This window comes from Wenyingzhuangia sp. IMCC45574, assembly GCF_054182685.1.
The window spans coordinates 1,958,029-1,979,563 of record NZ_CM135169.1 but is presented as its reverse complement, the minus strand read 5'-3'; the positions used below and the strand labels follow the sequence as shown (position 1 = coordinate 1,979,563).

Below are 21,535 nucleotides of genomic sequence, written 5' to 3'. Positions count from 1 at the left end.
TATGTTAGTAACAGTAATAGGTTTAGGTTTGATAGGTGGCTCTTTAGCTTTGGAGTTAAAGAAGCGATTGAACTATACTGTTCAAGGGGTTGATGTAAATCCTGACAACGCACAAAAAGCATTAGAGTTAGGTATTGTTGATGCTATTGTAAATTTGGAAGAGATAGGAGCAAGTGATATGGTAGTGCTCTCAGTACCAGTTAATTTTTTACCAAATTTGGCAATCAATGTGTTAAATTTCATAAAAAATGACGCTATCGTGTTTGATATGGGCTCTACAAAAGAGAATCTGTGTAAAACAGTTGAAAATCACGAAAAAAGAAGTAATTTTGTGGCCGCTCATCCAATAGCTGGAACAGAGTTTTCTGGACCAGAGGCAGCAATATATAATTTGTTTGATGAGAAGGTGAATATTATCTGTGATAGAGAGAGGAGTAGTAAGAATGCGGTTGACAAGGTATTGCAGATTTTTGAAGCGTTGAAGATGAGAACCATTTTTATGAAAAGTGAAGAACATGATAAGCACATAGCGTATGTTTCTCATTTGTCTCATATAAGTTCATTTATGTTGGGTAAGACCGTTTTAGAGAAAGAAAAGAACGAAAAAAATATTTTTGATATGGCGGGTTCTGGATTTGAATCTACCGTTCGTTTGGCAAAAAGTTCTCCTAATATGTGGTCTCCAATATTTATAGAGAATAAAGAAAATGTATTAAACTCACTAGATGAATACATAGAGAATCTAGTTCAGTTTAGAGAACTTATCAATAATGAAAATAGTGACTCTCTAAAACAAACAATGAGAGATACCAATTATATTAAAGAAGTATTAAAAGGAATTAAAAAATAGAATATATAACTAAGATGGAAAATACAAAAGAATTTAGAACGTGGTTGGATGACATGAATTTAGATCATCCATTGGTGATTGCAGGACCTTGTAGTGCTGAGACTGAAGAGCAAGTATTAAAAATTGCTCATGAATTAAAAGATACAGATGCTACTATATTTAGAGCAGGTGTATGGAAGCCTAGAACAAGACCAGGAGGTTTTGAAGGAGTTGGAGCTTTAGCTTTACCATGGTTACAGAGAGTAAGAAAAGAAACAGGAATGAAAATTGCTGTTGAGGTTGCAAACGTAGCACACGTAAAATTAGCTTTAGAAGCAGATGTAGATATTTTATGGTTAGGAGCTCGTACAGCTGTAAACCCATTTGCAGTACAAGAAGTTGCAGATGCATTAGAAGGAACTGATAAAATCGTTTTAATTAAAAACCCTATCAACCCAGACTTAGCTTTATGGTTAGGAGGAGTTGAGCGTTTATACACTGCTAATATTAAAAACTTAGGAGTTATTCACAGAGGATTCTCTTCTTACAAGAAAACAAAATATAGAAACGTACCACAATGGCAGTTACCAATTGAATTAAAGAGACGTTTCCCGGATTTACCAATCATCAACGATCCATCTCACATCTGTGGTAACAGAGAAGGAATTCAAGAAATTTCTCAAATCGCTTTAGATTTAAATTTCGAAGGATTAATGATCGAAACTCACGTTACTCCAGACGATGCTTGGTCTGATGCTGCACAGCAAATTACTCCAGCTCGTTTAGTAGAGATTATGAACGACTTAAAAGTTCGTCAACCTAAAGCAGAAGGAGAAGCTTTAGATCAATTAAAAGAATTAAGAGCTGAGATTGATGTTATCGATAACCACTTAATCCAAACTTTAGCAGAAAGAATGACTGTTGCTGAAAAGATTGGTGAGGTTAAAAAATCTCAAAACGTATCTATCTTACAAGATGCTCGTTGGTCTGAGATTTTAGATGCTATGGTTAAATCTGGTTCTGAAGCTGGTTTAAGCGAGGACTTTATTAAAGTTGTTTTTAAAGCAATTCACCAAGAGTCTATTAACAAGCAAGAAAAAATAGTTGCTTCTAAGTAATTAGGAATAACTTTAAGATATAAAAGGGAACAGAGAAAATCTGTTCCCTTTTTTTGTTTTAGACTGGTAATATAATTTTTGAACTCTTATTTTTACACCATGAACGGAATTGTAACAAAATCTACAGGGAGTTGGTATTCAGTAAGAACTGAGGAAGGGAAAGTATATGAATGTAGGATTCCTGGAAAGTTTAGAATGAAAGGGATTAAGAGTACAAACCCTATTGCTGTAGGCGATGAGGTAGTATTTGAATTAGAGCCACAAAAGGAAACAGGAGTGGTGAAAGAAATTGAAGAGCGTAGAAATTGTATCGTTCGTAAGTCTGTAAATCTATCCAAGCAAACGCATATTATTGCTTCTAATATAGATGTGGCTTTTCTAGTGGTTACTTTACACAATCCAGAAACGACAACTACTTTTATAGATCGGTTTTTAGCTACTGCCGAGGCGTATAGTATTAAAACCATTCTATTGTTTAATAAAGTGGATACGCATGATGAGGAAATGGACGAATATAGAGAAGCCTTTCAGTTTATCTATACAAGTATAGGTTATGAATGTATTGATGTATCTGCCAAAGAGGGCTTTCAAATAGATGTGGTTAAAGAGATTATGAAAGATAATGTAAGTCTATTTGCAGGACATTCGGGGGTAGGGAAATCTACATTGGTAAATGCATTAGAACCTAATTTAAATTTAAAAACAAAAGAAATTTCAGAACAACATCAACAAGGACAACATACGACTACTTTTGCAGAAATGCATCCTTTGTCTTTTGGTGGCTATATTATAGATACTCCTGGTATTAGAGGTTTTGGTGTGGTTGATTTTAATAAACAAGAAGTAACAGATTATTTTCCAGAGCTTTTTGCATTAAAATCGGAATGTAAGTTTAACAATTGTATTCATGTAGATGAACCCAAGTGTGCAGTAAAAAAGGCATTGGAAGAAGGCACTATTTCTGAAACAAGATATGAAAGCTACTTGCAGATGCTAGAAGAGGAAGAAGAAAACTACAGACAAGATACTTTTAAGTAATGAGAGTTGTTATACAAAGAGTTTCTGAAGGTGCTGTTACAATTAACAACAAGAAAGTTGCCAATATAGGGAATGGATTGGTTGTGTTGTTAGGTATTGTTACAGAAGATGGTAAAGAAGATATAGAATGGTTGTGCCAAAAAATAGTAAAACTAAGGATTTTTGGAGATGAGGATGGTTTAATGAATCTGTCTGTAAGTGATATTGATGGAGAAATTATTGTGGTAAGCCAGTTTACTTTATATGCACAAACCAAAAAAGGAAATAGGCCAAGTTTTATAAAGGCTGCTAGACCAGAGGTGGCTATTCCGTTGTACGAAAGTTTTAAAAAGAGGCTTTCTGAGTTGTTAAAAAAAGAAGTACAATGTGGAGAGTTTGGGGCAGACATGAAAGTAAGTTTGATTAACGATGGTCCGGTAACCATTATTATAGATTCACATCAAAAAGAGTAGGTATGAAACGAATTTTATTATTGACTTTATTAGCAATTCAGTTTGGATTTTCTCAATCTGCTTACCAAGTAGAAAATTTACCATCTAGAGTTCGTATGTCGGGAGAGCTGCTACAAATGAACAATGAAGATAATATAGGATTTCTAGGACATGGTTATGAGGTTTTTGGTTTATCAAAAAAATATCCCAATTTATACTTTGGAGTAAACTCATATGCCGCTATTACAGGTCAAAGAGCTGGTTTTATCATTTTTGGTATTACAGGAGGAATTCAGAAATACTTTTATAAAGATTGGCTAAGTTACGATACTGGTTTGTTCCTTGGAGGAGGAGGAGGAGGAGGAGCTGCCGATGGAGGTGGTTTAATGATTAGACCTCATTTTGATTTGCAAGCCGACCTGAGTGATAAAATAGCTTTAAGAGCAGGTGTAACAGGTGTTACTTTCCCTAGTGGAGACATTAATAGTTTGCACGTAAATATTGGAGCAATTATTAGAAGCAATACATACATTGCAAATTCTATTAAAGCAAATAAAGGTTTATCTGCGGCCAACTATCACGGTATTACCATTAGTGGTTTGTCTATGAATTTACTAAATTACTCCAAAGGGCCTTTAAAGTCTAATACAACGGTGAATAAAAGTGCTCCAAGAATCTCCTTAATAGGTGCTTTGATAAAAACAGAACATAAGAATAGTAATTTTTACGGAGCATTAAAATTAGGAGGTGCTTTTGATGGTGGAGTAGATGGTTTTATGATGTTGTTAACTGGTTTAGGTTATGAATTACCGCTAACCAATTGGCTAAGTATTGATGCAAAAGGGATGATAGGAGGTGCTGGAGGAGGTGCCGTAGATTTTGGTGGTGGATTAGCCGCTCAGATAGAAGCAGGACTAAGTTTAAAGTTAGCAGATTATAGAATTAGTATTAATGGAGGGAATACCTATGCTCCTAATGGTAATTTTGAATCGAACCATTTGGATATTGCTTTAGGTAAAAGATTTAGTTTGTATGGAAATCCAAAGGCAAAAGAAATAGAAGTTATTAAAGACAACGGTGTTAAGAAAGAAGATTTTATGTTTTCTGTATTTAATAGGTCTTATGCATCTGGAAAGAAACAGGATAAGAAAGGAAGAGACTATGACCCTGTATTTAACTTGTTAGGGTTTGAATTAGGAAAGAAAATCAATGCTAATATAGATGTAGTTGCAGCCACTGTTTGGGCTTATCAGGGTAGTTATGGAGCCTATGCAGAAGGTTGGTTGGGATTACAATATAATTATGCGTTAAGTACTAAGTCTTGGCTAAATGTAAAAGGTTTAGTTGGAGCAGGTGGAGGAGGAGATATAGACCTGGGTAGTGGACTCGCTTATGAATATACACTAGGTTTTGAACATGTTTTAAATAAACGTTGGCATTTTATCGCAAACGCTGGACAAATAAGAGGTGTAAGCGGAAACTTTAGCCCTTACTTGTTAGATGTTGGAGTTAAATTAAACATGAGCCAATTGGTGAAAAAATAGTTGTCAAGCAGAAAATGTGAATTTCGAATTACGAGTTCAGAATTACTTTTTTTACCTGCTACCGATAGAACTAATTCCAAAAGTTCCATACTACTCCTAAACGCATTACAAAATCTCTAGCGGGCTGATTTCTGGTAACAAAGTAATCTCTACCCGTATAGTCAGAAGTAAAGTTTTCTATTTTAAAATAAACACGTGTTCTTCTTACTTCTCCGTTTACAAAAGCAGTAAAGGTAGGGTAACCACCAATTCTTGTTGTATTTTGTATGTAAAACTCATTTAAGACAGGATTAAAGTCGTTTGCGTAGTAGTTGCTAAAATACTTAAAAGTAATCCCTATTTGTGCTAATAAAGGCTTTCCTTTAAAGAAATAGTCTTGGTAATAAATAGTGTTTCTAGTTAAAAATTCTGGAACCCTTAAGGCCTCGTCTCCCTGTATTACTTTTTGATATTGAATACTGTTGTTAAAGTGCAATTTCCAGAATTGTAATTGACTGTTGACTCTTATTTTTAAATAATCGATTACTTGGTTGTACTGACTTGCTTTACTAGCAGCATCAAAATAAGTGTAATTTTCTATTTGATGTAAGAATAAACTGGCATCAAACCACTTTGTACCTATGCTACCGTAGATGGTTCTGTATATTTCATGATCAAAATTTTGATTCCAGTTAAAGTTTGAAAAGTTAGAGTGATTTAATGTAGTGTTTAAATTAGGAGTCACTGTTTTTAATTGAAAACCAGCTTTGGCTGCCATGTTGTTTTTTAGTCTAAATCCAGCATTGGCATGTAAATTACTATTAAGGTGTTCTCCGTTTATTACTTGTTGTGCATAACCATTAATAAAAATTCCTTTGTACTTACCATTCCAACTTCCACCAAAAGAAGTGTAGTTTAACCTACGTTTTCTAAGTGTCGATACAACTTCGCTTTCTTCCTCTTCAGTTTCAGATGCTACAATCGTAGTTTCATCAAACTCTTGCTGAACTCTATCTGTTTGAGCAAAAACTTTAAAGTTTCCTAGAATCCAAGGAGAGTTAAATTTTAAATAAACCTGATTGGTTAAATAACTAATTTCGTTTTTATCCTTAGTATCTGTAAGCAACATTTCTCCAAAAAAGTCTTCGTTTTTTGTAAAATATTCGATGTCTTGAGAGGTGAATTGATACTTGCTTTTTTCAAAAGTGAATTGGTGTCCTAATTTTAGGTTGGTTAAGTTCTTTTGTAAACTATCTTTAGAGTTTAAGATTCTTAACTCGTGCTCATAGTAAAAACGATCTGTTTTTAACAAACTTTCAGAGTTGTAAAGATTTACGTCAATTCTTCCTCTAGAGCTAATATCAGGATTATCGTCTTTAAATTCTTGTAAAGAGGCTTCTGTAATTCCACCGTTTTCTAAATTATCTAATTTTTGAGAAATAAAATGCGTTCTAAATTGATATCTTTTATCTGGGTTGTAATAACTATAAGTAGTCCTAAAATTGGTGTGACTTGCTCTAGATTTTTGATAATCTCCGGTAGATCTTAATCCTTTGTAGGCAACAGAAAAATTACTGAATTTGCTAAAGTTCGTAGTAAAAATACTGTTTAGAACTTGACCGTCAAAACCAGAATTGTAGAATAAAATTGTAGTAGGAGTGGGAACGTGGAAATATTCTATGTCTTTAACTCCGTAGTAGTTGTATTGTTTTGCACTAGCTCCATAGGTAGGGATAATTTCATTGTCAATAAAATCGTACCCTAATTTGTTAAATGTTTGTCCCTGATTGGCAAAAGCATTCAGTTCAAAATCATCTTTTTGTGTAAAATTATGCCTAAAATAGTTTTTTATGTCTAAGGTCGTATCTATTTGTATGGTGTCAAAAGCATAATTTACTTTTTTGTAGTCTATATATCTGGCTCCATAGCTGTTTTTTATACTGTCTAAAGGAATAGGTGTTGTTCTTTTAGCTTTCTTTTTAATAGGAGTTAGTTCAACGCTTTTAAAAGCAACACTATCAGTAGGTTGTTGTTGGGGAAGCTCTTGTGCAAAAAAAGCTTGGAAACTTATAAAAAGTAGTATAATACTAATTGTTTTTTTCATCGGTTTTAAATTCGATTATAATCACTCTACCATGTGTAGAACGTTACGCTCAATACAATGTACTCGCTTTACGAGTTCCATATTCAGAAATAGCAAAGCAAAGGTAATTTTTTTAAGTAAATAAGAATCATTAATATTGGGAACTACAAACAATAAACATGCCTTTATTATCAAATTTTTCAAGTAAAAAATTAGAAGCAGGAACAGATGAAGCAGGTAGAGGCTGTTTGGCTGGTCCTGTAGTTGCTGCAGCGGTTATTTTACCAGCTAATTTTACCCATCCTTTGCTAAACGATTCCAAAAAACTATCGGAGAAACAACGTAAGTTGTTACTGCCAATTATAGAAAAGGAGGCTTTGGCTTTTGGAGTTGCTTTTGTGTATCAAGAAGAAATAGACGAAATCAACATACTTCAGGCATCTATAACGGCTATGCATCGTTCTATTGATAAGATGGAAAAAGTACCGGACTATATAATAGTTGATGGTAATAAGTTTAGACCTTATAAAGATGTGCCAAGTGATACCATTGTTAAAGGGGATGGTAAGTATTTATCTATAGCGGCAGCTTCTGTTTTAGCTAAAACGTATAGAGATTTTTACATGGAAAAAATTCACGAGGAGTTTCCACAGTACAATTGGAAAAAAAACAAAGGGTATCCAACCAAAGAACATAGAGCTGCTATTAAAGAAACCGGAAGTTGTTTGCATCATAGACAGAGTTTTAAATTATTGCCAGACGAGCAATTGGAATTATTCTAATTTTAGTTTATCTACTTGGCATGATGCTTGGTTATTTATCTCGAAAAAATTGAATGCAAGATTATTTTTTACTTCAGTTTGAACTTTTAAATAGAAAATTTAAAGATGCAGGCTTGTTGCCTTGGATGGCTTACCTAGGATTGACAGCTATTTTTGTTTTAATTTCAAATTTAATTTTTAACAAAGCTCCTATTCCTGGTATATGGTATATAGGAATCTGTATTTCAATTTTAGTAAGATTATCTGCTAAATCTAGAAATGAGTTTTTAAGATTCAACTTTAAAAATTATCGTAAAGTAAGAGCAATAGAGAATGTAATAATTGTTTTGCCTTTTTTACTTTTTTTGATCTACAAGAGTGAGTTTATATTGACTGTTGTATTTGGGCTTATAGCTGTTTTATTGTCTTTTTTAAGACTAGATAGCGTAAGCTTATTTGTAATGCCAGCTCCTTTTTCACACTCTTTATACGAGTTTCAAGTTGGTTTCAGAAAAAGATTTTGGGTCTATCCAGTATTCTATTATTTGGCATATATTTCTACAACCGTTGATAATCCTAATTTAGGTGTTGCAGCTTTAATTGGAATATTTTTGGTGTCTATTTCCTATTATTCCAAACCAGAAAATGAGTATGTAGTGTGGAATTCTAATCTGTCTCCAAAACTTTTTTTAAGAAATAAGATAATTACGGCATTTCTGTATACTTGCTTGTTAAGTATTCCAATTATATGCACATATGGGTTTTTCTTTATTACTGAACTGGAGTTGTTACTTCTTTTTTATATGATAGGCTGTATTTATTTAGCGGCTTTTATTTTTATGAAGTATAGCGTTAAGTTAACTGAAGAGATCGAATTACCACAGTTTTTGATTTATGGACTAGGAGTTTTATTTCCACCATTTTTACTGTTTGTCATCCTGTTTTTTTATAAAAAATCAATAAATAACTTAAAAAGTGTGCTTTATGATAACTATTAAAAACTTGTCTAAGTCTTATGGCAAAAAAGAAGTTTTAAGGAATGTAAATTTAAACCTTGAGAAAGGAAAAGTATACGGTGTTGTAGGGGAGAATGGAGCAGGGAAAACCACACTATTTAGATGTATTGCTGGTTTAGAAAAATACGAAGGTGAAATTATATCTGAATTAAAGCCATTAAGAGATTCTTTGGGTTTATTATTTACGGAGCTTTTTTTCTTTTCTAAGATAACAGGTAGAGAGTATATACAAATGCTACTAAAAGCAAGGGGCATAGAACCTGTAGATATGGAACATCACAATTTTTTTGATTTGCCATTGGGAGAATATGCAGAAAACTATTCCACAGGAATGAAAAAAAAGTTAGCCATAACCGCCATTTTGTTGCAAAAAAATGAATGTTTTATTTTGGATGAACCATTTAACGGAGTAGATATTCAAAGTAATATTTTAATTACAGAGATCATTAAAAAGTTAAGAGCAGCGGGTAAGACAATAATTTTATCATCGCATATTTTTTCTACTTTAAAAGAGGTGTGCGATGAAATTCATGTATTGTCAGAAGGGGCTTTTGTTAAAAAAGTACAGAAAAATAAATTTTCGGATTTGGAACAAGAAATGAATACTATAACTCTGGGAGCTAAATTAAATGGTTTTAATTTTTAAATTAATTTCCACTCAAAAAGATTTCCTAAATGTTTTAGTAGTTTTTTTTGAACCTCTATTATATCTATTTTCTTACCTAATTCCGCTTCCATAGAAGCAACAGCTTTTCCTTTAATTCCACAGGGAATAATATTGTCAAAATACCCTAAATCTACATTTACGTTTAAGGCAAAGCCATGCATGGTAACCCAACGGCTACTGCGAACTCCCATAGCGCATATTTTTCTGGCAAATGGAGTTCCTACATCTAGCCATACTCCAGTTTCTCCACTACTTCTTTCCGATTTGATACCATATTCGGCTAGAGTAAGTATTACAGCTTCTTCTAAAAAACGCAGGTATTTATGAATGTCTGTAAAAAAATTGTCTAAGTCTAAAATTGGGTATCCCACAATTTGCCCTGGACCATGGTAGGTAATATCTCCTCCACGATTGCTTTTATAGAAGGTTGCTCCTTTTTCTTCTAGCTGCTTTTCGTTTAGTAATAAGTTAGATAAATCGCCACTTTTTCCTAGTGTATATACATGCGGATGCTCTACAAATAAAAAGTGATTTTTTGTAGGTTCTGGAACGTCTCTTTTACGATTGGCTACTTTAGAAGAAAGGATGTCCTGAAACAATTGATCTTGATAATCCCATGTTTCTTTATATCCCTTCAGACCAAGGTTTTGGTATTGTACTTTCTTATTTAAGCTTGACTTCAAATTCTAGTAAATATGGGTTCTTTAATACAGTGTCCATAGGATAAGTAATTTCAAGAGTTTTTTTATCCTTAGAGATTTTAGCATCTTTATTACTTACTGCTTTAATTTTTCTTTCAAAGTGATATAAAATGGTATACTTTGATTGAGAAAATACCATTTGTCCTTTGGTTAGTTTATCTTGATATTCTTTTTCTTCTTCTTTGCTTAGCTTATTTTCGTAAACAATTCTTCTAACTTTCTTCTTTTCAAACTCATACTTAAATCCGTATTTGTCTACACTAGAAGTTTTAATTGTTTTTTTATTCACCTTGTTACTAGCCTTCTGAAAAATTTTATCAAGGTTGTTTATTTTAGAAATATGGTCAAAATCAGAATTTAAAGCAAAAACTCCTTTTCCAGCCTTTACATCCATTTGCATTCTAAGCTCAAAATCTTTCATAGATTCATAAAGAGCTTGCTTTTCAGCACTAAGTTTAGCAATAGAGTCTTTGGTCATTTTAATGACATCTTTAAAACGGATAATAGTATCTACTTTTTTATCCATTTTAGAATTATCTCCCTTAGAACTTTTTGCCATAGTAGCCATTTGAGATAATAAAGAACCAAAGTCTACTTCGTAGTTAACTTTTCCACTACCGTCTTTATTAATGTATATTTCTTCTTTAATGTTACAGCTAAATAGCGAGATTGTAGCAAATAAAACTAGCAATATTCTTTTCATAATAGTAATCATGTTTTGTGAACCAAAAGTAGCAAAAGAATAATTAAATTAGCCCAAACTTTTATTGTATGTCTATTAGAGTAGAAAATGTAACAAAGAAGTATGGAGCGCAAATTGCTGTAAATAATTTAGCCTTTAAAGTAGATAAAGGAGAAATAGTTGGTTTTTTGGGACCCAATGGAGCTGGGAAATCTACTTTAATGAAAATGTTAACTGGTTATATAGAGCCTACAGCAGGGGCTCTTTTTGTAGGAGACAAAAAAGTAAATTCTAAATCTGTAGTTACTAAATTAAAGATAGGTTATTTGCCAGAGCATAACCCTTTGTACAAAGAAATGTACGTAAAAGAATATTTGGGTTTCATTGCTTCTGTTCATAAGGTTGATAAGCACAAAATTGCTGAGGTTATAAAAGAAACTGGTTTAACTCCAGAAGCTTCTAAAAAAATACATCAATTGTCTAAAGGATACCAGCAAAGAGTTGGTTTAGCTGCCGCTTTAATTCACGATCCAGAGGTGTTAATTTTAGACGAACCTACTACAGGATTAGATCCTAATCAGTTAATTGAAATTAGGGAACTGATTAAAAAAGTAGGTAAAGAAAAAACGGTGCTATTCTCTACTCATATAATGCAAGAAGTAGAGGCTGTTTGCGATCGAGTTATTATTATTAACAAAGGGGAGCTACAAGTAGACGAAAGTTTAGAAGTCCTTAAAGCTGGTCAGGAACAGGTAATACACGTTGTTTTTGATTTTAAAATAGAACAACAATTTATAAATCGTATTCCCGATTTAAAATTGGCTACTAATTTTCATGACAACGAGTGGGAGCTAGTTTTTAAAACCAAAGAAGACAAGCGTTCTTCTATTTTTGACTTTGCCCAAGAGCAGGGATTAAAAATTTTAGAGATGAATACCAAGAATAAAACTTTAGAAACTCTTTTTAAAGAAGTTACTACTTAATAATATCCCAACTAAAAGGGTATTTGTAGTATTTTCCTCCGTAGGCTGCTATTGCTGCTTGAATGATAAAAACAACATATAGCAAACAAAAGATTAGTGTGAGTGGTATTATCAAAAATGCTCCAATTCCCAATGTAAAAAGGACAACTCCAAAGGCTATAAGGCCTAAAATAATAACAGAGATTTGAAAGTTTAATGCAGATTTTCCATGTTCGTTTATAAACTCACTTTCGTCTTTTTTAGAAATCCATATTACTAAAGGAATTACGATTGGTAAAAAACCACTAAGAAAACCAGATAAATGTAATATGGTAGCTATATTTTGATCATTTTTGTTATTAACAACTCTCATGAAATTTATGTATCTTGATTGTGTAATAAAAGTACAATGAAACTGACAGCTAAACAATTAAATAGATTTTTATTTTTTAAACTACCTTCTGCTTTCTGGTGTGGGGTTAGAGTTGGTTCCATAGATAATGAGTTGTGTACAGCAACTGTTCGTTATAAATGGATGAATAAAAATCCTTTTAACTCAATTTATTTTGCAGTTTTAGCCATGGTTTCAGAGCTGTCTACAGGTGCGTTGGTTATAAAGAAAACGACAGAGACAGGGCGAAAATTTTCCTCGTTGGTATTGGGGAATACAGCTAGTTTTACTAAAAAAGCTAGAGGGAAAGTAACTTTTAGTTGCGATCAAGGTAAAATTATTGATACAGCAATTAAAGAAGCATTAGAAACAAAAGAAGGAGTAACCTTTACGTTGTATTCTGTAGGTACAGATGAAGCAGGAGATACTGTTGCTACTTTTGAATTTAAATGGAGTATTAAACTAAAAACTATTCTTTAACAGTAATAGATTCTTTTAGAGCCACACCGTATTTACTTGCTTTGATATTCTCTTCTAAAGCATCGTAAATTTTTTGCTTTAATTTAGGAGAAGCCTGATCCATTCTTGCATATGCAATGTAAGGTGCAATTTGTTTATCGTGGTGTGCAATGGCAAAGTTTGCAGAGAAAAGATACATTCTTTTTAAGTTTTGCAGCCTTCTTTCTTCTATCTTTTCAACTTCAGCAAAGTCGTTGTGCTTTTGAGACTCGAATTTACTTTTGATTAAATCTAAATTCTCGTCTTGAAATTTCTTGATGTATTTTTCAAAAGTTTCTAGAAGTGCGTGTAACTCAGAACCAGATATATCTGCTTTGTATATAAAACCATCCAATTTGGTTTTAATGTGTATCATACCGGGTTCTCCAAAAAAAGAGAGTTGTTTGGTATTTAACTTATCTAATGAAATAATAAACATTTCAGGTTCTGTAATGTTGTTTTCAAAACTAAATTCTTCCTCACCATTGTCTACATAGACAGAGTCTATGGCAACAATTTTGGAGTCAACAATTTTTTCTAAATAAATAGTTCCTTTTTTTAGTCCAACAATTTCACCTTTTATGACAAAGTTCTTATCAGAAGAGTTGGAACAGCTAGATAAAAAAGCTACAGAAAGTAAGAAATAAATGTATTGTTTCATGTGCTGCTAAAGTAATAAAAAAACCCGCTACAAAAATAGCGGGTTTATAAATAAAATGAACAATTTTAATTGATTTTTTAACTAAAATAGAGATATGTAGCAATTACGATAACAGTAATCACAATTCCAACAGGTTTTAATAATTTCCATGGAGTAATATCTACTTGTTCTGTGTACTGTTGTACAAAGTCTTCTTCTCTTGGTTTTAACTTACCAATAACCAACATAATAATTGTGTTTAAAACGAATAAAATAGCACAGATATCTAAGAAATGCGGTAACTCTCCTGGCATTACAAACTCGTCTAAAATTACATATAAAGCGTACAATGCTACACCAGAAATTAATCCAACTTTAGCTGCAATTGCAGGAACTCTTTTCGTTAAGTATCCAACAATGATAATTGTAAAAATTGGAATTGTATAACATCCGTTAATTTTTTGTAAGTATCCAAATAATCCATCATTAGCGTAAATAATAAAAGGAGCAATACAAGCACCTCCAATTGCTAAGAAAATACCAAAAGTTTGTCCAACTTTTACCACTTTAGCTTCAGAAGCTTCTTGGTTAATGTGAGCCTTGTAAATATCTAAACCAAAAATAGTTACAGAAGAGTTTAATGCTCCGTTAAAAGAACTTAAAATAGCTCCAAATAATACAGCAGCAAAGAATCCTACCAATCCAGCAGGTAATACTTGTTTAACTAATAATGGGTAAGCCTGATCTTTAATGATTTCACTAGAGAAGTAGCTGTATTCTGTTGGGTGAACAGACATATGGTATGCAATGATACCAGGTAATACTAACATTAAAGGTCCTAATATTTTTAAGAAAGCAGCGTATAGAAGTCCTTTTTGTCCTTCTATTAAGTTTTTAGCTCCTAATGCTCTTTGAATAATTGCTTGGTTTGTTCCCCAGTAGAATAACTGAACTAACATTAAACCAGTAAAGATAGTGTGGAAAGGAACCGAAGCATCTGGTCCACCGGCAGCTACAAACTTGTTTGCATGTTCTGTAAATAATGTATTAACTCCTTCTCCAATACTTCCGTTTCCTACAGCTAATAAACCAAAAACAGGAATTGCTAAACCTCCAATAATTAATCCAATAGCGTTTATAGAGTCAGATACAGCAACGGCTTTTAACCCTCCAAATACTGCATAGATAATACCAATTATTGCAATAGATATTACTGTAGGCCACAAGGCAATAAAGTCTTTTTGTCTTTGCAAGTCTGCCAATTCTGTAGCAGATAAAGTATTTGCTAAATCTTCAGAAATAGTTAATCCTAAAGCTTCAGGAACATCGAACATTGTGTTAATGGCCAAAGCACCAGAGAATAATACAATAGGAATTAAGATAAATACATATCCACTTAGGAATAATGCAGATACCCATGTTTTAGTCATCTTATCATATCTCTTCTCTAAAAATTGAGGAACTGTAGTAATTCCACCTTTTAAATATCTAGGTAATAAAAATGCAGCAGTAATAACCATTGCAATTGCAGCTAAAGTTTCCCAAGCCATTACTAAAACTCCTTCGTCAAAAGCAGCTCCGTTTAATCCTACTAATTGTTCTGTAGAAAGGTTTGTTAGTAACAATGATCCTGCAATTACAGGTCCTGTTAAACTTCGTCCTCCTAAAAAGTACCCATCTGAACTGTTAACATTTTTTCTGGTAGCTAACCAGGCAATTAAGGCTACCAACAAGGTAAATCCTAAAAAAGAAGCTATTGATAAAAACATATATTTAAGTGTTTAATTAAGTTTTTAGTTAAGTGTGTTTTTTAACGAGCGACAAATTACAGATTTTACTATAATCTGAGTATTTAATATATTTTTTTTTATGAAAACGATATAATAATATACAAGCAACGTCATTTTTTGTTTACTGATAAAGACAAAAAAGAGGACTTTTTATAAGAATTTTTGAATTGCTTTAGCAACACCATCTTTTTTGTTGATGTCTGAAACGGCATTCGCAATTAATAAAACTTCTTCTTTGGCATTTGCAACAGCAACCCCCATCTTAACAGCTTTTAACATTTCAATATCATTGTAATTGTCTCCAAAAGCAATACAGTTTTCTAAAGAAAAGTGAGGGTATTTACAAGCAAGTAATTCGTTAATACCTGTTAATTTAGATATTTGTTTGTTGGCAATTTCTAAATAGGTGTCTTTAGACCTGTACAAGTGAAGTTTGTCTCCGTGTAATTTTCCCAATTCGGAATATACTTTGTCTATGTGTTCTTTATCTCCCATACACATAACCTTATGAGCCCCTTTTTGTTCTTGAGTCCATAAATTAATTACGTCCTTAGTAGGTTTTACAATTGGAGTAACCTTGGTATTGTTTTCTTCTCTCTTAGCCCAGAAATCCATAGATGGTACGTACCAATCGTCATTGTTATATAAACTAATATGAAAGTTTTCATCTTTGTTTAAGTCGGCAATGTCTTCTAAAATAGTAGGAGGGATAGAGATGTCATCAATTACCTCTCCATCGGCTAAAATTAAACCTCCATTATAACAAATAATAGGTAGGTCTACAATATTTAAATCTTGTTGCAAGTGTGTCATAGCACTTGGCATTCTAGAAGATATTAAAATAAAAGGGATGTTTTTTTCGCTAATTCTAGCTACTTGCTCTTTTAGCATTTCAGAAACTTCACGTTCTGAGTTTAACAGAGTACCATCAATATCTGTGAATGCGATCTTTAATTCCATAAGCTTTAGTTATAAAATCAAAAATAGGCAATCTGTAGTTTTGGCAAAGCTTTACTATTAAAAGTTGTTCGTTTTAAAGTTTTTTTCCGCAATAAAATTTACCCAATTGTCTTCGCTTACTCCCATAACGGCAAAACCATAGTTGGTGTTTAAAGATAGTTGTTGGGTATTGTTTTGGGTAATGTTTAAAACTACGTTGCTATTGTCTAAATAAGTGTATCTATTTTCATACGTATACGTACCAGAAATTAAGTCGCTGTTGTCTTCCATTAAAATTTCAAAGTAAATTGCGTTTTCTGTATTATCTGCTCCTAAAGTATTTGTCCAAGAGAATGCAAGTGTAGCGGTGTCTACTAAGATTTGGTTATTATAAATAGTTGGGCTAGTCTTATGTTTTAGGTTGATGGGGTTGGAGTAGTGAATTTCATTGTCTTTTTCAAAACTGACAATGGCCCAAACTTCTTCTTGACTGCTGCTTAATTCAAAACCTCTAATAGTATTGGCAACTTTTATGGTAGAGATTTCTGGTTGTAATTGGTAAAAATCAAATTCGTCCTTTTGATGTGTTGCAGTAGGTAAGAGGTACAATCTGTAGTTAGATGTATTTGTTTCTGGAAAAAAATAAACAAAAATGCTTTTTTCATCTTTGCTAGATGCAGCACATGCAATAACTTCTTCTGGTTGACTTTGTTTGGTTTTTAAATAGTCAGAAAAGTTATTAGAGCTGGGGCTGTCATCGTTGTTATTACAAGATAAAACGAAGGTAAGTATGATGAGAGTTTGTAAGTGTTTAAAAAAACGTTTCATAAGCATTAAATATACAAAATAAAAAAGCCTCTAGGTTTACTAGAGGCTTAGTAGTATATAATGTAAAAATCTTACTTAATCATTTCGTAACTACGTTTTATAAAGTTGGTTAAATCTTCTCCGTGTAATAAATTCTGAGATAATTTAGCCAAATCGAATGCTTGAGAAATCAACGCTTTTTGTTTTTCTTCATCTGCACTTAAAATTTCAGAAACTAATTCGTTGTTGGTATTTACCACCAAGTTGTACATTTCTGGCATGTTCTCCATTCCAAACATCATTCCTCCACCACCAGTAGCGTTCATCTCTTTCATTCTACGCATAAATTCTGGTACTGTAATAATAAATGGTGATGCAGAAGAATCCATAGCTTCTAATTGAACGGTATAGTTCTCTTTAGGAACAGCTCCTTCAATAATAGGCTTTAATGTTTCTTTTTCTTCATCAGATAACTTAGAAATTACATTGTCGTCTTTCTTAATTAAGTTGTCAACATGGTCAGAGTCTACACGTACAAAAGTTACATTCTCGTTTGTTTGCTCTAATTTTTGAATTAAGTGTGCAACAATAGGAGAGTCTAACAATAATACTTTGTATTCTTTATCGTTTGCTGCCTGAATGAAACTGTGTTGCGCTTCTTTATTTGCAGCGTATAATACAACTAATTTACCGTCTTTGTCTGTTTGAGCAGCAGCAAATTGTTCTTTAATTTCTTCTATAGTTAAGTATTTACCATCTGTAGTTGGGTACAAAGCAAATTTGTTTGCTTTTTCAAAAAACTTCTCGTCAGATAACATTCCGTACTCAATAATTACTTTGATGTCATCCCAGTAACCTTCAAAAGCTTCTCTATCTTTTTTGTAGATAGAACTTAATTTATCTGCAATTTTCTTAGTAATGTATCCTGAAATTTTCTTTACAGCTCCATCAGCTTGTAAGTAAGAACGAGATACGTTTAATGGAATGTCTGGAGAGTCTATAACTCCTTTTAACATCTGTAAGAAATCTGGAACAATTCCTTCTACATTGTCTGTAACAAATACTTGGTTTTGGTATAACTGAATTCTGTCCTTTTGCATGTCTAAGTTCTTAGACAATTTAGGGAAGTATAAAATACCTGTTAAGTTAAAAGGATAATCAACATTTAGGTGAATGTTGAATAATGGCTCTTCAAACTGCATTGGGTATAACTCTCTGTAGAAAGTTTTGTAGTCTTCATCTTCTAATTCAGACGGTTTTTTAGTCCAAGCAGGGTTTGTATTGTTAATGATGTTGTCTACATCAATTTGTTTGTGAGGTTCCTTTTCCTCTGTACCATCTTCTTTTTTAATTACTTGTGGTTCAAAGTCAGGATCGTTTACCTTTTTAGTTCCAAATTTAATTGGCACTTGGTTAAAACGGTTGTATTTAGTTAACAACTCAGAAATTTTAGACTCTTCTAAGAAATCTTCAGAATCCTCTGCAATGTGTAAGATAATCTCAGTTCCTCTTTCTGCTTTTTCTACTTCTTCTAATTCGTAGTTAGGAGAACCGTCACAAGACCATTTTACTGCAGGTGCATCTTTAAAAGATTTGGTAATTAATTCTACTTTACTAGCAACCATAAATGCAGAGTAGAAACCTAATCCAAAGTGACCAATAATACCAGAATCTTCTACTTTGTCTTTGTATTGCTCAATAAATTCTTCGGCACCAGAGAAAGCAATTTGGTTGATGTATTTTTCAACTTCTTCTTCTGTCATTCCCAAACCTTGATCAATAATGTGAAGTTTTTTTCCTTCTTTATCAATCTTTACTTCCAGCTTAGCATCACCTAATTCTACACCAGCAGCTTCACCAATTGTAATTAAGTGTTGTAATTTTAAAGTTGCATCTGTTCCGTTAGAAATTAACTCACGCAAAAAGATTTCGTGATCTGAGTATAAAAACTTCTTAATTAATGGAAAGATATTTTCTACCGATACATTAATATTTCCTTTAGCCATAATTTATATGTTTTGTTATTTGTTTAAACTTTGTGTTTTCATTTAGACAAATAGAATACCAAACATTTTGGTGTGACAGGTTGGCAGAATTTAGTTCGCAGTTTTTCAGTTCGCATTATTCAGTGTAGAATAATGATAAAAAAATAGCTCAATTGTAACTAGTTACAATTGAGCTATTTTTTATTGTTAAAGACTGCGGACTAAAACACTGTGTACGGGAGGTTAAAATACTCCACCACCACCACCTTCTTCGTGACCAGGTCTTTTAGATCTTCTTTTTTGTTTGAATTGGTTTCCAAAATTGTAGTTGAAACCAAGTGTGACGTTCTGGCTTTCCCAATTAAATTGACCTTGTTGTGGGTATGGGTTTACAATGTTGAACTTAGCTCTAAAGACATTAAAAATATCCGATGCTCCTAGGGTAATAGTTCCTTTGTCGTTTAAGACTTTGTAACTAGCCCCTAAATTCATCATAAACATTGTTTTTCTTTCAAATTGTACGTTTTTGTCTTTACCACGATACATTTGAGTCATTTGAAAACTGAACTTTTTACCAATGGTAAATTTATTGTTTAGTCGAAAGTTAAATAAGTAGTTGTCTACAGAGACTAATTCTCGAATAACGCTCCCGTCTTCTTGTATTTTTGCAACTACTCCTTGTTGATCACGGTAGTATATATCTATACTTCCATTTAAATTCCACCACTTTCTGATTTTAAGATAAGAGGCTAATTCAAAACCGTAGTTGTCTGTCTTATCAAAGTTGTCATAAGAGAGTAAAGTTCTTCCATCTACCTGTTCGTCAACGTCTAATGAACGGCTTATAAAGTCATTTAATTTTCGATAAAATCCAGTTAAAGAAACATTACCACCTTTAACTTTTCTGTTGTATCGAAGTTCGAAAGAATTAGTGAATTGTTGAGTTAAGTCAGGGTTTCCTTTTGAAATGACCAACGGAGTTCCCCAGGTTCTAATAGGGTTCAATTGTCTTACAGATGGACGATCTACACGTCTACTATAACTAAATTGAACTTGATCCTTTTCTGTTACTTTATATGTAGCAAAAAAAGATGGATATATAGAGAACTTATCATCAACAGCATCTTTGTCCAGGTCGTCTACATAGGCGTTAAAGTTAGCGAATAAGTCATAATATTCAGCTCTTACACCAGCCTGTAAACCTAAATCACCTATTTGTTGACGGTAGTTAAAATAACCCGCGTAGATTTTTCTATCAAAATCAAAACGGGTTGAGTTTCTTGAAACAGGATTGTCAAGCTTATCATTTACAATTTGATCTGAAAAGTTAGATTTTTTATTGATCCAGTTTCTAAAATCTAAACCAGTTTCTATAGAGATATCTTCATTAATTGGTTTGGCATAATCTAAGTTTACAATCCATCTTTTAGAGGTAGCTTCAATATCTTCTGTAAAGTTAGATTGTTTACTTGTTTCAACTGTATCTGACCAATCACTTGTTTCAGGAGACTCAGAAGTATTAAAAGCTATACCAAAATCCAAGGTGTGTTTTTTGTCATCGAATTTTTTATGAAAACTAGCATCATAATTTTGAGACCTTGGTTTTCTCTCTAGTGAAAATACATTGTCATTTAAAAATTTATTATCAGTAAGGTCAGTAATCAACGAACTGTTAGTGTAGTTTAATTTATTGAAGGTTTGAACCGTGAAAAGGGAAATACTTGTTTTATCATCCAAGTCAATGTCAGAACCTAATTTTAAGAAGTGATTATTTCTCTGATTAATTCCATAATTGTCTTGCCTGCTTACACCGTGTCTTTCAATTTTACCTTTGATGTCATCATCACCACCCCTGTAACTATAATTACCATAAAAATTTAAATTCTTTACTTTATAGTTAAAGTTAGTTCCTGCATTTCCTCTGTAATTTCTACCATGAGTTAAAGAACCATTTACACTTCCATTAAATCCTTTTCTAGAATTTTTAACCAGTTCTATATTAATAATTCCACTATTCCCTTCTGGGCTGTATTTAGCAGACGGATTGGTAATTAATTCAATGTTTTTAATAGCATTAGCAGGTAGCTGTTTTATTAATTGCTCTGTAGGAATATTGGTTGGTTTACCATCAATTAAAACTCTTACGTTGCTATTCCCTCTTAAAGACAATTCACCAGTTTGTTGATCTACCGTAACCGATTGTACATTGTCTAAAACACTTGCTGCATCTGTACCCACACTGGTTAAGTCTTTTCCTACTTTAATAACCACTCTGTCTATTTTTTGTTCAATAGAGGTAGTTTCAGCTCTTAATTCAACCGCTTCTAAAGCATGAATGTCTTGTTCTAGTTCTATTTTTCCAATGTTTAGTGTGTTTTTATCGGAAAGAACAATTTTTTTTTGAAAAGGTTTGTAACCTATTGCCTCTACAACAATGGAGTAGTTTTTTTTAGTAAGCCCTTTGGTTAGAAAATTTCCTTCTTCATCTGCCAAACTAGTTTTAGTCTCTTTTGGGTTTTTAATAAAGATGGTAACAAACGGAATTGTTTCGTTTGTTTTTTTGTTTACAATGGTACCTGTAATGCTTTTTTGTGCTTGTTGAGCAAAGGCAAATTGTCCTATAAAAATAAAGAGCAAGAAAAATCGTTTCATAACAATTAGAGCTTAGAAAGGT

At 32.6% G+C, this 21,535-nt stretch carries 20 protein-coding genes; 10 read left to right on the top strand and 10 right to left on the bottom strand.

The genetic code is table 11. The features are described 5' to 3' along the window. The first annotated feature begins 1 nt into the window (after nucleotide 1). The 5 genes from ACXHHC_RS08445 to ACXHHC_RS08425 all read left to right on the top strand — a co-directional run bounded on the left by ACXHHC_RS08445 (nucleotide 2) and on the right by ACXHHC_RS08425 (nucleotide 4,960). Entirely contained in the window at nucleotides 2-850 is an 849-nt protein-coding gene (locus ACXHHC_RS08445; RefSeq protein ID WP_458229194.1) for a prephenate dehydrogenase, read from the top strand. 14 nt (nucleotides 851-864) lie between these two features. Beyond that, nucleotides 865-1,947: a chorismate mutase gene (locus ACXHHC_RS08440; protein WP_458229193.1), complete on the top strand. Its 1,083-nt coding sequence runs from the start codon at nucleotides 865-867 to the stop codon at nucleotides 1,945-1,947. A gap of 99 nt (nucleotides 1,948-2,046) precedes the next feature. After that, a complete protein-coding gene (rsgA, locus tag ACXHHC_RS08435) occupies nucleotides 2,047-2,985 on the top strand; it encodes a ribosome small subunit-dependent GTPase A (protein WP_458229192.1) in 939 nt (312 codons plus the stop codon). Beyond that, nucleotides 2,985-3,437, top strand: coding sequence for a D-aminoacyl-tRNA deacylase (dtd, locus tag ACXHHC_RS08430; protein WP_458229191.1), 453 nt, complete (start codon nucleotides 2,985-2,987; stop codon nucleotides 3,435-3,437). The genes rsgA and dtd overlap by 1 nt, the downstream gene beginning before the upstream one ends. A 2-nt stretch (nucleotides 3,438-3,439) precedes the next feature. Beyond that, complete coding sequence (locus ACXHHC_RS08425) at nucleotides 3,440-4,960, top strand: hypothetical protein (RefSeq protein WP_458229190.1); 1,521 nt, start codon at nucleotides 3,440-3,442, stop codon at nucleotides 4,958-4,960. A 70-nt stretch (nucleotides 4,961-5,030) separates the two neighbouring features. Here ACXHHC_RS08425 and ACXHHC_RS08420 read toward each other — a convergent pair whose 3' ends face one another. Further along, nucleotides 5,031-7,043 (bottom strand): putative porin, encoded by a 2,013-nt coding sequence (locus tag ACXHHC_RS08420; RefSeq protein ID WP_458229189.1) that lies wholly within the window; start codon nucleotides 7,041-7,043, stop codon nucleotides 5,031-5,033. 158 nt (nucleotides 7,044-7,201) lie between these two features. Between ACXHHC_RS08420 and ACXHHC_RS08415 the strand changes: the two genes are divergently transcribed. The 3 genes from ACXHHC_RS08415 to ACXHHC_RS08405 are packed head-to-tail and all read left to right on the top strand — an operon-like array spanning nucleotide 7,202 to nucleotide 9,445. Next, a complete protein-coding gene (locus tag ACXHHC_RS08415) occupies nucleotides 7,202-7,804 on the top strand; it encodes a ribonuclease HII (protein WP_458229188.1) in 603 nt (200 codons plus the stop codon). Between the two features lie 53 nt (nucleotides 7,805-7,857). After that, nucleotides 7,858-8,781 carry an ABC transporter permease gene (locus ACXHHC_RS08410; protein WP_458229187.1) on the top strand — a complete coding sequence of 308 codons (924 nt, stop codon included), beginning with the start codon at nucleotides 7,858-7,860 and terminating at the stop codon, nucleotides 8,779-8,781. Then, the gene (locus ACXHHC_RS08405; RefSeq protein ID WP_458229186.1) at nucleotides 8,768-9,445 is read left to right on the top strand and encodes an ABC transporter ATP-binding protein; all 678 of its coding nucleotides are present in this window, start codon (nucleotides 8,768-8,770) and stop codon (nucleotides 9,443-9,445) included. Before ACXHHC_RS08410 ends, ACXHHC_RS08405 begins: the two co-directional genes overlap by 14 nt. Here ACXHHC_RS08405 and lipB read toward each other — a convergent pair. Then, nucleotides 9,442-10,149 carry a lipoyl(octanoyl) transferase LipB gene (lipB, locus tag ACXHHC_RS08400; protein WP_458229185.1) on the bottom strand — a complete coding sequence of 236 codons (708 nt, stop codon included), beginning with the start codon at nucleotides 10,147-10,149 and terminating at the stop codon, nucleotides 9,442-9,444. The genes ACXHHC_RS08405 and lipB overlap by 4 nt on opposite strands. Next, entirely contained in the window at nucleotides 10,130-10,870 is a 741-nt protein-coding gene (locus ACXHHC_RS08395) for a hypothetical protein (RefSeq protein WP_458229184.1), read from the bottom strand. Before ACXHHC_RS08395 ends, lipB begins: the two co-directional genes overlap by 20 nt. A 68-nt stretch (nucleotides 10,871-10,938) precedes the next feature. Between ACXHHC_RS08395 and gldA the strand changes: the two genes are divergently transcribed. After that, nucleotides 10,939-11,832: a gliding motility-associated ABC transporter ATP-binding subunit GldA gene (gldA, locus tag ACXHHC_RS08390; RefSeq protein ID WP_458229183.1), complete on the top strand. Its 894-nt coding sequence runs from the start codon at nucleotides 10,939-10,941 to the stop codon at nucleotides 11,830-11,832. On the opposite strand, the gene ACXHHC_RS08385 is transcribed toward gldA, so the two are convergent. After that, complete coding sequence (locus ACXHHC_RS08385) at nucleotides 11,825-12,184, bottom strand: DUF4870 domain-containing protein (RefSeq protein WP_458229182.1); 360 nt, start codon at nucleotides 12,182-12,184, stop codon at nucleotides 11,825-11,827. The genes gldA and ACXHHC_RS08385 overlap by 8 nt on opposite strands. Before the next feature lie 36 nt (nucleotides 12,185-12,220). Here ACXHHC_RS08385 and ACXHHC_RS08380 point away from each other — a divergent pair, with 36 nt between their 5' ends. Beyond that, on the top strand, nucleotides 12,221-12,682 hold the full coding sequence (locus ACXHHC_RS08380) for a DUF4442 domain-containing protein (protein WP_458229181.1): 462 nt from the start codon (nucleotides 12,221-12,223) through the stop codon (nucleotides 12,680-12,682). Here the strand turns inward: ACXHHC_RS08380 and ACXHHC_RS08375 are convergent. The 6 genes from ACXHHC_RS08375 to ACXHHC_RS08350 all read right to left on the bottom strand — a co-directional run bounded on the left by ACXHHC_RS08375 (nucleotide 12,672) and on the right by ACXHHC_RS08350 (nucleotide 21,513). Then, the gene (locus tag ACXHHC_RS08375) at nucleotides 12,672-13,361 is read right to left on the bottom strand and encodes a DUF4369 domain-containing protein (protein WP_458229180.1); all 690 of its coding nucleotides are present in this window, start codon (nucleotides 13,359-13,361) and stop codon (nucleotides 12,672-12,674) included. The two genes, ACXHHC_RS08380 and ACXHHC_RS08375, sit on opposite strands and share 11 nt — an antisense overlap. 77 nt (nucleotides 13,362-13,438) lie before the next feature. Further along, complete coding sequence (locus tag ACXHHC_RS08370) at nucleotides 13,439-15,109, bottom strand: solute:sodium symporter family transporter (RefSeq protein ID WP_458229179.1); 1,671 nt, start codon at nucleotides 15,107-15,109, stop codon at nucleotides 13,439-13,441. A gap of 171 nt (nucleotides 15,110-15,280) precedes the next feature. After that, nucleotides 15,281-16,090, bottom strand: a complete 810-nt coding sequence (locus ACXHHC_RS08365; RefSeq protein ID WP_458229178.1) for an HAD family hydrolase — start codon at nucleotides 16,088-16,090, stop codon at nucleotides 15,281-15,283. A 57-nt stretch (nucleotides 16,091-16,147) separates the two neighbouring features. Next, nucleotides 16,148-16,897 (bottom strand): hypothetical protein, encoded by a 750-nt coding sequence (locus ACXHHC_RS08360; protein ID WP_458229177.1) that lies wholly within the window; start codon nucleotides 16,895-16,897, stop codon nucleotides 16,148-16,150. A 71-nt stretch (nucleotides 16,898-16,968) separates the two neighbouring features. Continuing rightward, nucleotides 16,969-18,882 carry a molecular chaperone HtpG gene (htpG, locus tag ACXHHC_RS08355; RefSeq protein ID WP_458229176.1) on the bottom strand — a complete coding sequence of 638 codons (1,914 nt, stop codon included), beginning with the start codon at nucleotides 18,880-18,882 and terminating at the stop codon, nucleotides 16,969-16,971. A 222-nt stretch (nucleotides 18,883-19,104) separates the two neighbouring features. Further along, the gene (locus ACXHHC_RS08350) at nucleotides 19,105-21,513 is read right to left on the bottom strand and encodes a TonB-dependent receptor domain-containing protein (RefSeq protein WP_458229175.1); all 2,409 of its coding nucleotides are present in this window, start codon (nucleotides 21,511-21,513) and stop codon (nucleotides 19,105-19,107) included. Nucleotides 21,514-21,535: the final 22 nt, after the last annotated feature.

Bases quoted from the DNA above. Each gene is read 5' to 3' on its own strand.
- ACXHHC_RS08370 (WP_458229179.1), bottom strand. From the start codon at position 15,109: ATGTTTTTATCAATAGCTTCTTTTTTAGGATTTACCTTGTTGGTAGCC.
- ACXHHC_RS08445 (WP_458229194.1), top strand. From the start codon at position 2: ATGTTAGTAACAGTAATAGGTTTAGGTTTGATAGGTGGCTCTTTAGCT.
- ACXHHC_RS08420 (WP_458229189.1), bottom strand. From the start codon at position 7,043: ATGAAAAAAACAATTAGTATTATACTACTTTTTATAAGTTTCCAAGCT.
- dtd (WP_458229191.1), top strand. From the start codon at position 2,985: ATGAGAGTTGTTATACAAAGAGTTTCTGAAGGTGCTGTTACAATTAAC.
- ACXHHC_RS08405 (WP_458229186.1), top strand. From the start codon at position 8,768: ATGATAACTATTAAAAACTTGTCTAAGTCTTATGGCAAAAAAGAAGTT.
- ACXHHC_RS08350 (WP_458229175.1), bottom strand. From the start codon at position 21,513: ATGAAACGATTTTTCTTGCTCTTTATTTTTATAGGACAATTTGCCTTT.
- htpG (WP_458229176.1), bottom strand. From the start codon at position 18,882: ATGGCTAAAGGAAATATTAATGTATCGGTAGAAAATATCTTTCCATTA.
- ACXHHC_RS08375 (WP_458229180.1), bottom strand. From the start codon at position 13,361: ATGAAACAATACATTTATTTCTTACTTTCTGTAGCTTTTTTATCTAGC.
- ACXHHC_RS08395 (WP_458229184.1), bottom strand. From the start codon at position 10,870: ATGAAAAGAATATTGCTAGTTTTATTTGCTACAATCTCGCTATTTAGC.
- ACXHHC_RS08410 (WP_458229187.1), top strand. From the start codon at position 7,858: ATGCAAGATTATTTTTTACTTCAGTTTGAACTTTTAAATAGAAAATTT.
- ACXHHC_RS08425 (WP_458229190.1), top strand. From the start codon at position 3,440: ATGAAACGAATTTTATTATTGACTTTATTAGCAATTCAGTTTGGATTT.
- ACXHHC_RS08415 (WP_458229188.1), top strand. From the start codon at position 7,202: ATGCCTTTATTATCAAATTTTTCAAGTAAAAAATTAGAAGCAGGAACA.
- ACXHHC_RS08360 (WP_458229177.1), bottom strand. From the start codon at position 16,897: ATGAAACGTTTTTTTAAACACTTACAAACTCTCATCATACTTACCTTC.
- ACXHHC_RS08365 (WP_458229178.1), bottom strand. From the start codon at position 16,090: ATGGAATTAAAGATCGCATTCACAGATATTGATGGTACTCTGTTAAAC.
- ACXHHC_RS08385 (WP_458229182.1), bottom strand. From the start codon at position 12,184: ATGAGAGTTGTTAATAACAAAAATGATCAAAATATAGCTACCATATTA.
- rsgA (WP_458229192.1), top strand. From the start codon at position 2,047: ATGAACGGAATTGTAACAAAATCTACAGGGAGTTGGTATTCAGTAAGA.
- ACXHHC_RS08380 (WP_458229181.1), top strand. From the start codon at position 12,221: ATGAAACTGACAGCTAAACAATTAAATAGATTTTTATTTTTTAAACTA.
- ACXHHC_RS08440 (WP_458229193.1), top strand. From the start codon at position 865: ATGGAAAATACAAAAGAATTTAGAACGTGGTTGGATGACATGAATTTA.
- gldA (WP_458229183.1), top strand. From the start codon at position 10,939: ATGTCTATTAGAGTAGAAAATGTAACAAAGAAGTATGGAGCGCAAATT.